Raw genomic sequence first — 15,559 nt, forward strand, 5'->3', positions numbered from 1 at the left:
TAACAGGAACAATTGTTAACAAACATTTTACATGAGAACCAGATTTATTTACCAGGACGGAAAATCACATAAGTTCTGGGACATCGAGATTGCAGGTAGCCAGTTTACGGTTTATTATGGTAAAGCTGGTACTCAGGGACAAATTCAAACCAAGGAATTCACTTCTGAAGAAGAGTGCAGAAAAGCAGCTGAAAAGCTGATAGCTGAAAAGACTAAGAAAGGGTATAGCCCGATCAGTGAAGAAGGCGGCCCTGAAACTGTTAGCCCCGAAGCAGCTGCTCCTGAACCAGTTACATCCAAAACCGACGGTTCTGCGCTACCACAGCATTTATTCGGAGACCTGCTGGCGCTTGCGCAGCACCTGGCTGATGGAAAGTATGAGGGAGAGCTGGAAACTGTACCTGTAACAGATGAGAATATTGAAGAGATGGAAGCTGCTGCCGGTTTCCAGATGCCGGAGGAATACGTTGATTTCTGGCTGGAGAAAGGGTCTCTCTTTTTTAGCAAAGACGATTTTATTTGTGCGGTATATTGTTATAATGCTGAAGGCATTAATGGGAATAGCCTGTATGGCTTTTTAAAGTTCTATGAGGGTTTTTACAGGTGCAAGTTCAAACTGCTGGATGAAGAAGCCCCTTTCTTATTGAAATGTTGCTGGGTATTGGGGATGATCATCCATGGAGATGAAATGAGGATCTTTGTCAGTGACCCATTGGGAAGGATAAATAGCATTCATTTCCCCCAGGCATTGAGAAATACAAGTGATGAGGCTTTTCTGCAGGCCTTATCACCTCTGCTGGAAACGAAGGCCTCGCTGAAATCTTTTATAGGTACGGCAGCTTTCGAGGCATTAACTGTTAACACTGATGAAGCAGACGAGGAAACAGGGGAGAATGAAGATGAGGATGCAGCAGCAAAGGCTTTCATTGAAAAGCATGGTCTGAAGGCTGTTTCTTATGGCGAAGTACTGGATGCTCTGAACGTAGATCAGCTATTTGAATATTGGGATGAAGGAGAAGATAATACCTACTCCGGCAATTATGAAAGCGAGCGGGAATATTTTGAAGAGTACATGAACGCTATTTATTATTGTGACGGGGACCTGCATATTGATGGAGACCTGCAGATCCCGAATAGTAATATAGATCTTCTTGTGGTGCGCGGTAATATGACCATAAAAGGCAAGATTACGGAGACTACAGCTTACTATGTTACCGGCAATACAACTGTTGATTACATTAGCCTGGGATATTTTCAGAAGACCGGAGGTACAGAAACCATCCGTTATGTTGCTTCTGCCTGGGGAGAAGATGATGAGGTAGTACATTCCATGCCTTTCCGGAGCATTAACGCGCCGTATTTCTTCTCCTGGTTCTATGACCTGGGTTGTTTTGAATTTGCACCGGAAACAGTGATCACGGCCCTGTACAATTACGATGAGCTATCATCTTATGTAACAGATAATGCTTTTTTACCCTGGCACGATTATGCTTATGCCTTCCTTCCGGACCTTTGTTATACCCTGGAAGATTCCGGGCATGATACGCTGAACATCAGTGTCCGTTCTGTTTATGAGGCGCTGAAGAACAATCAGCCAGTGCTGCAGAAAGGAGTTACGCTGGAAGGTATTAAACTGACATATAAAGGCCTGCGCCTGAAAAAGGAAGAAGATAATGCCGGCGCTTACCAATGTTTTAAAGAAGCGTTCACGAAAGCTCCTGGTTATTACCTGGCTTACTATCATGCAGGTAAATGCCTGGTTGATGAGAAGGCATACGGACAGGCGAAGGAGACCTTCATCAAGGGTATTCCTTATACTCCGGAGAAAGTTAAATATGAATATACCTGTCTGCAGGAAGCTGCTTTATGTGCTGTACGTACCGGGGAATATGATAAATCTATTGAACTGGCGAATGCGGCATTGAAAAAGGATGAGTCAGCATATTTTGTGTTACGGATAATAGGAGAAGCGCTTATTTTCCAGAATAAGCTGGAGGAAGCTAAAGGCTACCTGGAAAGATCGGTTGAAAAAAGAAGCATTTTCAGCAATAACTGGTTGCTGGGATTGATCTACCATCTTCAGGGAGATGAAAAAAAGGCGGACAGGTTCTACCAGGTTGCTGTTCAAAAAAGCGCCAGAGCACAGCCTTATGCGCAGCATACCAGTCTTCATTATATATACGGAGACCCGGTGACTGTGAACTGGGATACGCAGAAGCCGGCAGCGGCTGTAAAGGACCAGGCATACTGGGACCAGTTCTTTGCTGACATGCTGGGTAAATATGGGCCGGATATGTATAAAAAGGTGGGTGAGTTTCCCCATGAATGGCTTGAAAGTAAATTATTGACGATACCGGAGCAATACCGCACGAAAGATATGTTACAGGCATTGCTGGAGCATAAAACGAAGGGGGAATATGATGTAAGAGGCCGGGTGATAGCCTGTTTCAAACCTGAGCTGTATACACAGGAAATTATCCTGCTGGCGGTGAACAGGGAGGAACCTTGTTATTACCAGGAGATACCAGCTGAATTCCTTACAGAACAGGTGTACCAGGTGCATCCGCATGGTGTTGACCTGAAATATGTGCCAAAGGAGCAGTTGACGTATGAGCTGTGCTTCCGTGCGGTAACGGAAAATCAATACAATTATGAGCATGTGCCGGCAGCATTCAGGGATGAGCGGATGAATATTGCGCTTATTGCCGGCGGCAACCTGCAAAGCACGCATCACAAGGACCTGCCTTCAAAGTATTATGGTAATGAATGCATTAAACAGGCTATTGACCTGGGTATTCATGTTATTGAAAAGATCCCGGCCGAACTGGTGGATACAGAGATATACCAGTATGCTGCCGGAAAGTACGGACAGGAGCCGGAATGGCCTTTCATTGTTGAACAATATGACAGGGAGAGATGGCGTTGGGGATCCCGGTCAGATGTAAAGCGGATGGGAGAAGCTGTAAAGAAATACGGTATTGATATTTTTGAGCATATAGATGTTGAGCGGATACACAGCCGGAGCTATGGCTATTATAAGAAGCATCTGGGGCATTTACCGGCATTTAAAGAAAGGGCTGCTTCATACGGCTGGAACGAACGGGGCAAGGTAGTGGATAAATTTTTTGATGAGTCAGAGTTTACTTATGACATTTTTGATAAGGTATGGGCCTGCTTCTGGGATGAGGATTTTATTATTAAAGCTCTCAAGGCTGAAGAACGCATTTATGATCTGCCAAAGAAATATCTCACGCAAAAAATCTGTGATATTGCGGTAGAAAAGAGCTCATACGATTTCCAGTTTGTGCCTGAACAATTTGTGACAAAGCAGATGTGTGAAAAGGCCTGCTCTATGGATTATGGCGCGGCGCTGGAATTTGTTCCTTTATCTATGCGTACAGAGAAGGTTTGTGAACTGGCGATACGCCAGGATATAGCCAATATAAAATTTGTACCTGTTGAACTGCGTACAGAGGCGTTTTGTGCAGGAGCCATTCTGAAGAACAAAAAGCTGGGTAAATATATTCCGCACGCGCAGTATAGAGCTGTTTATGAGATGCTCTTTATAAAATACAAGAACAGGTTTTCAGTGGATTATCTGCTGGTAAACCTGGGACTAGGGCTGATCATTGATAAGAATTACGGAGAGGCGAGGAAGAAATTAGGAGAGGCGGAGACTACCCGGGACGCTGATCCGGCTTACCTGCATCAATCTGCTTACTATCTTGGCTGGAGCTACTTTCTGGAAGGAGATGCAGATAAGGCTACAGAATACTGGCGTAAATCGCAGGACATTGCCAAATCGCAGAAAATAGCCGATGAGACCTGGTTGACATATCCTTATGCTACCTTCCAGCTGCCGGATGTACCTGGTGTATATGAATTCAGCCAGGAGGAATTTGGCAACCAGATGCGTGAAGCAACTTTACTGATACAGGATAAGAGCTACATACAGGCCATCGAAATACTTGATCAGGCTGAGAAGCGGCTTAAAGATGCACAGTGTTCAGAAACGAGGTTATGGGCATATGTCTGGGACTACCAGCGTTATGCGCTTTATGAGGCCGGCAGGAAAGATGAATCGCTTGCATTATGCCGCAATACCATTGCTGAACTGAGCAAGATCACCCTGTGGGATTACCTGGAGGAGTTTAATCCTATACGCGCTGCACTGCGTGCCGCCCATAACAGTTTAGCCTATCATTACTATGAAACGGCAGCAGATCTGAAAACCGTGGAGGAAGGGCTTAAGCATATCAAGGTTACGATGAAAACGGTGGCGCCGATAGAAAGAAAAGATGTGCTGGACCTTTTCTACGAGACCTATGCGTTGCTTTTACATAAAGCAACAGGCTTTGATGCCAAGTATCAAAAGGACCTGGAGAAGGTGGTTGCAAAGATCAATAAACTGAAACTGAGAGAGCAGGGGATATTAACTGATGAGTATATTGAGACGGTAAAGCTGTAATGTCTGAAGATTTAATTAAGAAGCCCGGTTTCGAAAGAAGCCGGGCTTCTTAATTAAAATACAAACTAGTTGGTATTGTTGAGAAGTCCTGGCTGTTCTACCTTAGGACCATACAGAGAACCTCAATAACCATTTTAAATGAAGAAATGTTTACTCCATATTCTACTCTTATTCTATATCCCAAATTGTTTAGCGCAAAAAGACACTTCAGCAATTGACATTGCCGGTATATCTATCGAGAACCCTTCAGGGATAGGAGGTTACTTTGGGACAATTGGCGTGGGAATAGCCGGTCAGCATAAAACGCGGAGCGGGGGGAGGCCAGATGCTAATGCCGGCGTCTATGCTGGTCTGGGCGACCCTATAAGATATATTGGTATCGGGGCATCCGTCAGTATTATGGGTGTTTCCAACAGGTATGGAAGCAAGGGGAATTTTGGGGAAGGCAGCTTTAACATAGATATCAGTAAGCTGCTTTTCAGAGCGATATATTTAAAAGTTGGCGTTCAAAACCTTACTTTCTGGGGCTTGCCAGAGAACGCAGTGGCTGCTCAAAGAAGCTATTTCGGCTCAGGGACTATTCTGTTGGTCAGTAAGAAAAGGAAGATAGGAACAGCATTCAGTTATATAGCTTTAACTGTTGGAGCGGGTAATGGATTGTTCAGGAAAGAGAAAAATTTCACTGTAGATGGAAGTGGAAACCTGAATCCGTTCTATAGCATAGCGGTGCCCGTTTTCCGTCAGACGAATGCTGTAGTTGAATGGTCAGGATATGACATCAGCACAGGCCTTTTATCATATGTGAAACTTTCAAAGAAACAGGCATTGGGTATTGGTTTTGAAATAACTGATTATTTATTGAAGCGCCCCAGATATGCTTTAACCTTTTCTTATTCTCTCAATTTACTAAAAAACTATTATCATGATTACAAAAGGTAAATCCTATTGGTTGCTGCTGGTCCTTTTGGTATTAGTTGTATTATCAGAAGGTTGTGCAGGTTATACGTTCTACATAAATGGTATTCCGATCAACCCTGAACCTCATCCAAGATTTGATCTTAATCCACCAAATCCGCGGTAGGAGTAAAAGGAATGATGCAGCAGCATTAAGCATACTGCATCATTGTAGTATTATGAGAGGGAAAGTCTAGTTGTTCTCGAAGTATTCGAAACCATCGATAATGTCGAGATAAGCGCCGTCGAAGTGGCTGTCGATCAGCTTTTTGGTATAAGAAGCATCGTTACCGTAGATGATGCTTTTCCAGTCGGCGTTCCAGTACTGTACTTTATAGTTACCCGGCCAGTCAGGATTTTCTGCTACGATGAACGGAGGGTTACCAACGCGCCAGGTGCTCTGCCAGTAGTAACGGTAATCTTCGGCTTCTCCGATAGACATGTAGCAGATAACCAGACGTTTGCCCCCATTGGCCTTTGTTTTAAGCTGATCGATCTCTGTGGCGGTAAATGCAACGTCGTTCAGGAACAGGTCCATTAAGATCACGTCGTAGTTTTTGGTCTTTACAGAGTCGATAAACTGCTTCTTGGAGGAGAATTTCTCAGGATTGATAAGGTAGAGGAAATTTTTTGCCTGGGACAGACTGGTGATATTATTGGTATTCACACCATAAGGCTGGGCCGGGTAAGCAGGGATGTTGTTCAGGTCACGCTGATCGGCAGCAAAGGAAATATAGCCGTTGCTGTTGTTGGAGCTGTAAGACTTGTCCATGTTGGTTTTCCCGGAACAATAATCCGTTACCATCACCTTTTTGGCGGTCTTGATCCTGTTGAGGAATTCCCTGATGTACAGGTTGTCAGCAGAAGGTGTTGGCTGGTTATCTTCATCATAGCCGAAGAAGAGGTCTTCCTGTCCGACGCCATCGATAGCGTTAACGTAGGCCTGTACCAGGGTACCGTCAGATTCTCCATTAGAGGTGATCAGTTCTATTCCGTTCTGAGGGATGATAGCGAACTGAGAATTCTTTGCCTTGGCATACTGGCTGATGCCGATCACGAAATTCCGCATTTCCTGGCGGTAGTCAGTAGCGGTTACTTTCTGCTGGTCAGGTTCTGCCGGACTGGTTGTTTCCGTTTTAGAGCAGGACAAGATGCTCAGTAGCATGGGCAGTGCGAACAGTACTTGTTTTCTGGTTTTCATAGATTTAAATATGGTATAATCAGAAGAACGAAACATCCTGTGTAACGGGAGGGATCGCATTTTCGGCGGCAAGTTACTACTTTGAGAAATATTACGAATTGTTAATGCTTCTAAAATTGGGATGGTGTCCGGGCTGTAAATAAATAAAGTGTTGACTATATACTTCATAGAAGTCAGGTTACGGGGAAAAAAGTGATAGTGATGTACCAGCCGGATAGGGGTTTCCATGATGGAATATTGCGTTTATACGCAGAATGTAAATTTTTCCCGTTTGCGTAAATTAAATTCCCGATCCGATCATTATGCTGTGCCTGCAATAATAACTTTGCGGAAATTTTTAGTGGACAATATGTTATCTTCTTTCAGAGTGCTGGTATCAGCATTTTTCTTCAGCCTTATTTCACTGACTGCAGCAGCGTTTAATATAGGAATTACTGTAAATTATTAATGATACAGACAGGGGAATTCTAATTGTACCAATTAGATTTAAAAGATGGCGTCGTTGAGGCGCCATCTTTATTTTTGTTTAGTAACGTTATGTTATTGCCGGAAACCATATGGATCACCCGTAACTACTCTTTTTGGCGGGGCGTGGGAGGACTTAATGCCAGCAGTATAATTATCAGTGCCTCAACTGCTGCATCGGCCAGGTAGATATCGGAGATGATGTCAGTCAGCGAATAGTAGGTATCGATGATGAGGAAGCTCAGGGCGGAAGTATAGTTCAATACCATGAATTTAGTTCGGGCCCTGCTCATTACGAGGATGGTTATACCCACTGAGATAATCAGTAATGCCACCATTTTAACCAGCCATATATCTGTTTTAGGGCCGGTTACCAGCATAAAGCTACCGATGTGCAGGATAGGCCAGATGCCGGTGGCCAGGTAGTATATACCCTGTGCTGTGCAGATGAATTTCCTCATGTTACAAAGATCTCAATTATCAGGCCTTGTTTGGATGACCTGTTGAATAGTACCGTCTTCATTATAAAAAAGATCATCTACGCATATGGAACGCCTATGGCTACCGCCATCCGGAAGTGCGCCGTTATGGTAGAAGAAATAGGCCTGACCTTTAAAATCGAGTGTAGCTGGCCGGTTAGTTTCACAGTTAAATACAACATCGTTGACAATGCCTTTAAATTCCCATGGCCCTTGAATGTTTCTGCTCATTGCATAGGCTACTTTCTCCGGGAATTCATAACCGTACATGATATAATACCAGCCATTCCTTTTATATACATGTACACCTTCCATGAAGCCTGGCAGAGAAATTAATGAAGGGACATCAGCCAGTTCGATCATGTTTGAACTGAGTTTTGTGTAATAGCATTGTTTGCTGCCCCAGAAGATGTATGGTTGTCCGTCGTCATCAATAAGTACTGAAGGATCAAGGTTAGCTTTTTCATTGTCTGTGGGAGGGATGTGGGTAGTATCAATGAGGGCTGCACCAATGGCGTCTGTAAATGGTCCTGTGGGATGGCTTGCTGTAGCCACGCCAATAGCTTTGCCCGGAATGGAAGCGTGTGTTACGGCTACGTACCAGTAGAACCGGCCGTTCCGTTCAATCACTTTGGAGGCGTAGGCATCACCTTTAGCCCAGCTGAAGTCTGTGGCCTTCAACGGGGAGGGGTGTTCCTGCCAGTTGATCATATCAGCCGAGGAAAAGCAGAGCCAGTCTTTCATCACGTAGTCATCAACAGCAGGAGGAGGTTCATCATGACCGGTGTAAAGATATACGGTATCATTATGTACAATTACTGTTGGGTCTGCAGTGAATTTATGTGTGATGACCGGGTTTTTCATTTTTGCAGTTTGTTGGTTTTCTGCAAACTTTATGCCTTTAGCCCCGGGTTACCAGGCTGTGAAGATGGGTCTGTTGTAAAGTATCTATATTTCTTCCAGATTAAAAGGTAATCTGCGTATGCGTTTGCCTGTCAGGTCAAAGATAGCATTGCATAACGCCGGGGCAAAGGCTGGTAATCCAGGTTCTCCGACACCGCCGGGCTTTTCATTGTTCTCCATGATATGCACTTCTATTTCGGGGATCTCATTAATGCGGGGCATGGGGTAGGTGCTGAAGTTCTTTTCAACAGCTTTACCCGATTTAAAGTGTGTGGCGTGGTGCGTTGCTGCCCCCAGTCCCATTATAATGCTTCCTTCCAGCTGTGCGCGGATAATATCGGGGTTTACGTACCAGCCGCAGTCTATCACAGCAAATACTTTATCGATCCTGACCTTATTGTCTTCTTTGCGGGACACTTTTACTACCTGTCCTACCATACTGCCGAAGCATTCTGTAAGAGCCACTCCCCATCCATCGTTCCTGCGCCGTGAATCCCAGTTACTGGCGGCTGCGAGTTTATCTACCAGTGCCTGGCAGCGGTGAGAGGTAAGATGGGCTTTCCTGAATGTGAGCGGATCCTGTGAGGCAAGGTGTGCCAGCTCGTCTATGAAGCTTTCGCAGGCGAAGGCGTCGACATTAGCACCGGGAGCGCGCCACCACATAGTAGGGATGGGAGACCTTGTCATGATGCCGCCAAAGCTATAGCATGGTATTGACTGGCAGTAGTTGCTTAACAGCCCGTCTATGTGATTGGCGTTTACAGATACAGGCTGTGGCGGAGCATCTTTATCAGCTCCCGGGCCTATATACTGTGAAGCGGAAATGACCTGGAATGCAGCTATCTTCTTTTGTGTATCTATGCCGCCTCTGCATCTGTATAGTGCCCCGGCGCGGAAGGGCCCCATGGTCATGTCATCTTCCCTGGTCCACATGACCTGTACCGGTACTTTTATTTTTTGGGAGATAAGCGCCGCTTCCAGCGGATAGTCTGTGAAGGCCTTTCTGCCGAAGCCCCCGCCGAGAAAGGTCATATTCACTGTAATGTTTTCAACCGGCATGTGAAATCTTTCGCTGAGGTCTGCCTGTATCCAGTTGGCTTCCTGTATGGGCCCCCATATTTCGATGCTGTTCTCTTTTACATGGGCTGTGCAGTTCAGGGGCTCCATGCAGCTGTGTGACTGATAGGGCATTTCGTATGCAGCTTCTATATTGACGGCGGAGTTTTTCAGGGCTGTTTCAAATACTTCTGATGGCAACGGTTTGTGGAGGTCTTCCTGCATCCTGGCTAAAAGCTGCTCAGAATTGAGGTGTTCAAAGCCGCTGTCGTCCCATTCAACTTTCAGCAGCTTGCGGCCCTGCATAGCAGCCCAGGAGGAATCTGCCACTACGGCTACGCCTTCGAATAATAAACCGAAAACGGCCCTTTGTACTGTAAAGACGTGCTTTACCCCTTTGACAGACCTTGTAGCTGAGTCGTCGAAGCTTTTTACTTTGCCTCTGAAGCGCGGGTTGCGTTCTACTACTGCGTAGAGCATGCCCGGCAGCTTTTTATCCATTCCGAATACGGCCGCGCCGTTGGTTTTGATGACTGTATCGTTACGATGCAGAGGCTTGCCTATGATTTTATAGTCTTTACGTTCTTTCAGTTTAACCTGTTGTGGCGGGGGGAGTTGTGCAGCATCTTTTACCAGTGCACCGTAGCTGAGTGTTTTCCCTGTGTTGTGGTGTATTACCTGTCCGTTTTCTGCATAGCATTCTTCTGTCCTGACCTGCCATTGTTTTGCTGCGGCGTCGATAAGCATTTCCCTGGCGGAGGCGCCGACCTGTAATAATTGCTGGCACCAGCCGCGTATGGAAAAACTGCCTTCCTGTGGTTGCGGGCCATATTTCTTAGGATGGGCGGCAGTATACCGGATACTTACCTGGTCCATGCTGACTTCCAGTTCTTCTGCGATGATCTGTGGAATTGCCTGCCAGGTACCTTGTCCCATTTCGGAGCGGTGATTAAAGATGGTTACCTTGCCGGTATTGTCTATTGAGATCCATGCCATCAGCTCTGTAGAGGCATCTTCCGCATGAACGATCTGGCCGGTGGTTTTGCCCAGTCCGGGCCAGTAACAGCCAATGGTAAGGGCAATGCCGGACAGGCCTGCCTGTTGCAGGAAAGTTCTCCTGGAAAGGGACTGTTTTTTTTCCATAGCTTTAAAAGTCAGTGAGTGTGATTAATCCTGAAAAGCTGATGTCACTAAGATAAGCATGACAGGTTACTTTCATCAGGCATATTTGATGAAAGGATGTTTTGGGAGGGCAAGTTCCATGGTATAGATGCTGAAATTAAAAAGACCGTTTCCGAACTGATCGAAGACGGCCTTTTTTATGTTTAGTCGCCGTAATATTCATCTTCTCCTATATCCAGGCTTTCATGGTAATTTATTATCTTGTTGATTACTTCCATGGCAATGGCGTATTTCTTTTCACCTACAAGCCCTTTATAGATCTCCTCCTGTCTTTTTGCTTCCAGCTGGGCATCCAGCGCCAGTTGTTTCCCTTTCTCCGTCAGTTCAAGCAACTCGCTTCTTCTGTCATTTTTATTGATCTTGCTGGTAACTATGCCTTTTTCTTCCAGCTCTTTGATGGTACGGCTAACGGTCTGCTTCCGTATCATTGTTGCCCGGGAAATATCCATAGCGGTACTACCCTGGACATCAATATTAAAGAGTACCGGCATATAGGAGAGTTTCATTTCTTTCCAGTACGGTTTAATGTATTTATGCGTCCATATGTCCAGGTGTTTCCTCATCAGATAGGTTAATCGTTGCCATCTTTCATGGTCTTTATCTTCCAGTTCCTGTAGGCGTTCATCGATGCTCATTTGTCGCAGTTTTGTCAAAAATACAGAAAATATAGTAATCAATGTTTACTAAATTAGTAAACATTGATTACTTTTGTTTCGAAATTTTAAGGGCCTTAAAGTTCAGATATTCCAGGGGAATATCAAAGTCACTCTATTCTCTAAATTAACAATAATCAAATGTTATCGTCGAAGAACATGATCTTTCGGTGCATACCGATATTCATGCTGCTGCCCGTACTTAGCTATGCACAGCAGCTCAGGCGCCTGTCATTGCAGGAGGCTATCGGGCTGGCACGTAATCATAGCAGCCGGTTGAGTGCAGATAGCCTGCAATATCGGATGGCTGAAGCAAAGATTGCGCAGACCTCTGCCAATGCGCTGCCACAAGTGAATGTGAATGCCAGTTACCGGAGGCTGAGTAATAATATAGAACCTTTTATTATTACGCTGCCATCCGGCTCGTTTAACATCAACTCACAGATATTGAACCAGTCGTACAATTCCGTGCAGCTTACGCAGCTGTTGTTCAGCGGAGGAAAAGTGACCTATGGTACGAAGGCTTTCAGGAAGGAAGCTGAAGCTGCCAGGTCAGACTATAATAAAAATGTATTGGACCTGGAGCAGCAGGTTACAGACCTTTGGTTTAATCTCTACAACGCAAAAGCTTCGCAAAGGATCATATTATCGAATATTGAAGCGCTTAGTAAGAAGCGTGACGACCAGGAAACATTCCGTGTACAGGGTATAGTACTAGCCAATGATGTATTGCAGATCGACCTTTCTATTACCAGGTTGCGTTCCAATCTGGCAGATATTTCAAGTCTTGCAGCCAGTCTGAATTATAATCTCTGTATAACTATGGGTATTGATCCGGCTACGGAGATCGAGATACCGGACGATTATCTCCATCCTGTGGCTGTTGCAGGCCCTTTACAGACCTATATAAATACGGCATTGTCACAGAGGGCTGAGCTTAAGAGCTTTAAGCTGCACAGTGAAGCGGCTGATTACAGGATAAAGGCAGCCAGGGCAGATTATTTCCCGACGGTGAGCCTGGTAGGTAATTATAATTATGATAAACCTAACCAGCGTGTAATACCCAACGTTAACAAATATAATTATTCAGCTTATGCGGGGGTGAACCTGGCGTGGCAGTTATCTTCCTTATATACCAATCATGCCAGGGTGAGGGAGAACAGGCTTAGTCTTGTGCAGCTTAAAAGTAATACACAGCAGGCCACAGAGAATATACAGGTGGAGGTAAATAGCAATTACCAGGAATATAAGAAGACGCTGGATAAAATGACGTTAGTGCAGACGGAATTAGAACAGGCTACAGAGAACTACAGGGTGGAACAGAACAGGCTTAATGCGCAAACCACTACTCCGACAGACTTCCTTGACGCCAATTCAAAATTGCTGCAGGCGCAGCTGAACCTGGCTACGGCCAAGGCTAATGCTGAACTTGCCTACAGAAAACTGATCAGATCGACAGGCGAATCCGCCAAATAATTAAATTTAAACTACATCACATCATGAAAGCTATACATACTTATTTCATTTTATCTGCTGTTTCTTTATTGATAGCTGCCTGTTCAGGCGAGAGTACGGATAATGCGCAGCTGGAAGCAGATATCAGCCCTATCATTCCGAAGGTTAGCAGTACTGTGGTTGATATTCGGGTAGTTGATAATCAGCATGTGAAGAAGGGAGATACTCTCCTGGTACTGGATGATGCAGCTTTCCGGATTGCGGTTCAGCAGTCTGAGGTTGTTCTGGAGCAGGCTATGCAGAATGTGAAGGTAGCCTCTATTAACAGTACATCTGCCGGTGTGAGTGTTTCTAACGTTACTGCCAGTTCAGGCGCAGTATCAGCCAACCTGGCATCGTCTGAGGCTGCTGTTGAGTCGGCAAAGGCGCAGCTGTCTGTAGCGGAGAAGAATTATGAGCGTTATGCGCAGCTGCTGGAGCAGAAATCGGCAACCCAGCAACAGTTTGATAAAGTGAAAGCAGATAGGGTAGATGCAGAAGCGAGGCTGCAGACGGCTATTGGCCAACGGAATGCGCAGTTGAAACAGATAGATGCCAGCAAGTACCAGGTGGAGAATGCGCGTAGCCAGTTTTCAGGCACGCAGGCATCTGTAGGGCTGGCGGAGCTGGCCGTTAAGAAGGCGCAGGCAGACCTGGACGCGGCGAAGTTACAGTTTTCCTATTGTACGATACTGGCGCCTGTAGACGGTGTGATATCAAAGAAGAATGCGCAGGTAGGGCAGGTAGTGTCTGTTGTAACACCGCTGATGGCTATTGCCAATGATAAGCAGGTTTGGGTAGTGGCCAATTTCAAGGAGACCCAGTTGAAGAAGATGCATGCGGGGCAGGAGGCAGAGATAGAAGTGGATGCTTATCCTGATACTATTTTTACCGGAACGGTACAATCTCTTGCGCAGGCTACGGGAGCAAAGTTCTCATTCCTGCCGGCGGATAATGCAACCGGTAACTTTGTGAAAGTAACCCAGCGTGTGCCAGTGAAAATTGTCATCGCTGAGAATCATAGCCAGAAGTATCCGCTCCGCGCCGGCATGAGTGTTTATGTAAAAGTTAAAACTAACTGATCATGGAACTTGCAGTTGATGCAAAACCGACTTATGAGGTGGGGGCACGTAAGTGGCTGATCACTATTACGGTGATCACGTGTGCGATCATGGAACTGATAGATACGTCTATCGTTAATGTGGCCATCCGGCAGATATCCGGAAATTTAGGCGCCACTGTTGAAGAAACGGCGTGGGTGATCACTGCCTATGCGATTTCCAATATAGTGATCATACCGCTTACCGGCTTCCTGGGGGATGTGTTTGGAAGGAAGAACTATTTCACCGCCTCTGTTATCCTGTTCACCGTTGCCTCTTTTATGTGCGGTTTTTCCGGTTCTATCTGGACACTGGTGGCCTGGCGTTTTGTGCAGGGTATAGGAGGGGGGGCTTTACTGGCCACCGCTCAGACGGTACTGGTAGAAACCTTTCCGCCGGAAGAGCTGGATAAGGCGAATGGTATCTTTGGCGCCGGCATTGTAATGGGGCCTACCCTGGGGCCTGTGCTGGGAGGTTATCTTACTGATAACTATTCCTGGAGCTGGATATTTTATGTCAATATACCTGTTGGTATCATTGCTGCTATCCTGTCCTGGAAGTTTATAAAGGGAGGGAAGAAAAAGCTGTCAGGTAAGATCGACTACTGGGGTATCCTGGCTTTGATTGCCGGTGTTGGCAGTTTGCAGATGGTATTGGAAGAAGGGGAGAGGAAAGACTGGTTTTCCAGTAATTTTATCATATTCTTTTTTATTCTGGCCATAACCGGTATCATTCTTTTCATTGTAAGAGAGCTGACCACTAAGAACCCGGTGATAGATCTTCGTGTATTGCGTAACCGGAATGTGGCGGTGGGATCGGCCCTGCGTTTTGCTTTCGGTATAGCTATTTACTGTTCGGTATTCCTGTATCCTGTGTTTGTACAGAGTTTTTTAGGCTGGAATGCAACGAGGACAGGGTTACTTATATTACCATCTGCTTTCCTGACGGGTATGCTGATGGGAGTGAACGGCGCGTTGATCAAGAAGGGTATTAGTCCGCGGATACTTCTCATTTTCGGCTTCGGTATGGTGATCACTTTTGCGTATATACTGTACCGTTTGGCCACCCCTGCTGCCGGGGAATGGGAGTTTCTGTGGCCACAGCTGGTGAGGGGGCTTGGATTCGGGTTTATTTTCGTACCTGCTGCCAGTCTTACCCTGGCTGGTCTGAAGGGGAAAGATATAGGTCAGGCTTCAGGTTTGTCTAATATGTTGCAGTTATTGGGAGGATCTGTAGGGATTGCTGCTCTTAATACATATATAACCCGCAGGATAGCAGCGCATCATGCAGATCTTATGAGCAACCTGTCTCTTTACAGCCAGACATCTAATGAAAGGATGCAGGGCATTATGCTGCAGCTGCAGGCTAACGGGAAGACGGGAGAGCAGGCCAGGCAAATGGCAATGGGCATCATGAATGGCTCGTTGTCTACACAATCCTCCATACTGGCATATAGTGAAGGATTTATGATGATCGGTATTATTTGCGCGATCATCCTTCCGCTGGTTTTCCTGGCAAAGATCAAAAAAGGGGAAATAGCAGATATAGGAGGAGCGCATTAATAAAAAATATATAACAGTGTAACAGTTGTAGGTTAAGCAGAC

General features: G+C 45.6%; 10 protein-coding genes. 5 read left to right on the forward strand and 5 right to left on the reverse strand.

The window, feature by feature from the left end:
- Window positions 1–31: 31 nt before the first annotated feature.
- Window positions 32–4,468, forward strand: a complete 4,437-nt coding sequence (locus tag GO493_RS09080) for a WGR domain-containing protein (protein ID WP_157305830.1) — start codon at window positions 32–34, stop codon at window positions 4,466–4,468.
- A gap of 138 nt (window positions 4,469–4,606) precedes the next feature.
- Window positions 4,607–5,407 carry a hypothetical protein gene (locus GO493_RS09085; protein ID WP_157305831.1) on the forward strand — a complete coding sequence of 267 codons (801 nt, stop codon included), beginning with the start codon at window positions 4,607–4,609 and terminating at the stop codon, window positions 5,405–5,407.
- Window positions 5,408–5,615: 208 nt separating this feature from the next.
- Here GO493_RS09085 and GO493_RS09090 read toward each other — a convergent pair whose 3' ends face one another.
- The 5 genes from GO493_RS09090 to GO493_RS09110 all read right to left on the reverse strand — a co-directional run bounded on the left by GO493_RS09090 (window position 5,616) and on the right by GO493_RS09110 (window position 11,343).
- A complete protein-coding gene (locus GO493_RS09090; RefSeq protein WP_198315655.1) occupies window positions 5,616–6,623 on the reverse strand; it encodes an endo alpha-1,4 polygalactosaminidase in 1,008 nt (335 codons plus the stop codon).
- Between the two features lie 572 nt (window positions 6,624–7,195).
- On the reverse strand, window positions 7,196–7,549 hold the full coding sequence (locus GO493_RS09095) for a hypothetical protein (protein ID WP_157305832.1): 354 nt from the start codon (window positions 7,547–7,549) through the stop codon (window positions 7,196–7,198).
- 12 nt (window positions 7,550–7,561) lie between these two features.
- Window positions 7,562–8,431 (reverse strand): glycoside hydrolase family 43 protein, encoded by an 870-nt coding sequence (locus GO493_RS09100; protein ID WP_157305833.1) that lies wholly within the window; start codon window positions 8,429–8,431, stop codon window positions 7,562–7,564.
- Between the two features lie 84 nt (window positions 8,432–8,515).
- A complete protein-coding gene (locus tag GO493_RS09105; protein ID WP_157305834.1) occupies window positions 8,516–10,669 on the reverse strand; it encodes a xanthine dehydrogenase family protein molybdopterin-binding subunit in 2,154 nt (717 codons plus the stop codon).
- A gap of 182 nt (window positions 10,670–10,851) precedes the next feature.
- On the reverse strand, window positions 10,852–11,343 hold the full coding sequence (locus tag GO493_RS09110; RefSeq protein WP_157305835.1) for a MarR family winged helix-turn-helix transcriptional regulator: 492 nt from the start codon (window positions 11,341–11,343) through the stop codon (window positions 10,852–10,854).
- Window positions 11,344–11,547: 204 nt separating this feature from the next.
- On the opposite strand from GO493_RS09110, the gene GO493_RS09115 reads away from it, so the two are divergent.
- Genes GO493_RS09115 through GO493_RS09125 form a run of 3 tightly spaced genes read left to right on the forward strand, consistent with a single transcriptional unit; the run spans window position 11,548 to window position 15,517 of the window.
- Window positions 11,548–12,837: a TolC family protein gene (locus GO493_RS09115; protein WP_198315657.1), complete on the forward strand. Its 1,290-nt coding sequence runs from the start codon at window positions 11,548–11,550 to the stop codon at window positions 12,835–12,837.
- Between the two features lie 23 nt (window positions 12,838–12,860).
- Window positions 12,861–13,937 carry an HlyD family secretion protein gene (locus GO493_RS09120; RefSeq protein WP_157305837.1) on the forward strand — a complete coding sequence of 359 codons (1,077 nt, stop codon included), beginning with the start codon at window positions 12,861–12,863 and terminating at the stop codon, window positions 13,935–13,937.
- Between the two features lie 2 nt (window positions 13,938–13,939).
- A complete protein-coding gene (locus GO493_RS09125) occupies window positions 13,940–15,517 on the forward strand; it encodes a DHA2 family efflux MFS transporter permease subunit (protein ID WP_157305838.1) in 1,578 nt (525 codons plus the stop codon).
- Window positions 15,518–15,559 lie beyond the last annotated feature (42 nt).

The organism is Chitinophaga tropicalis, assembly GCF_009758205.1.
GTDB classification, from domain to species: domain Bacteria; phylum Bacteroidota; class Bacteroidia; order Chitinophagales; family Chitinophagaceae; genus Chitinophaga; species Chitinophaga tropicalis.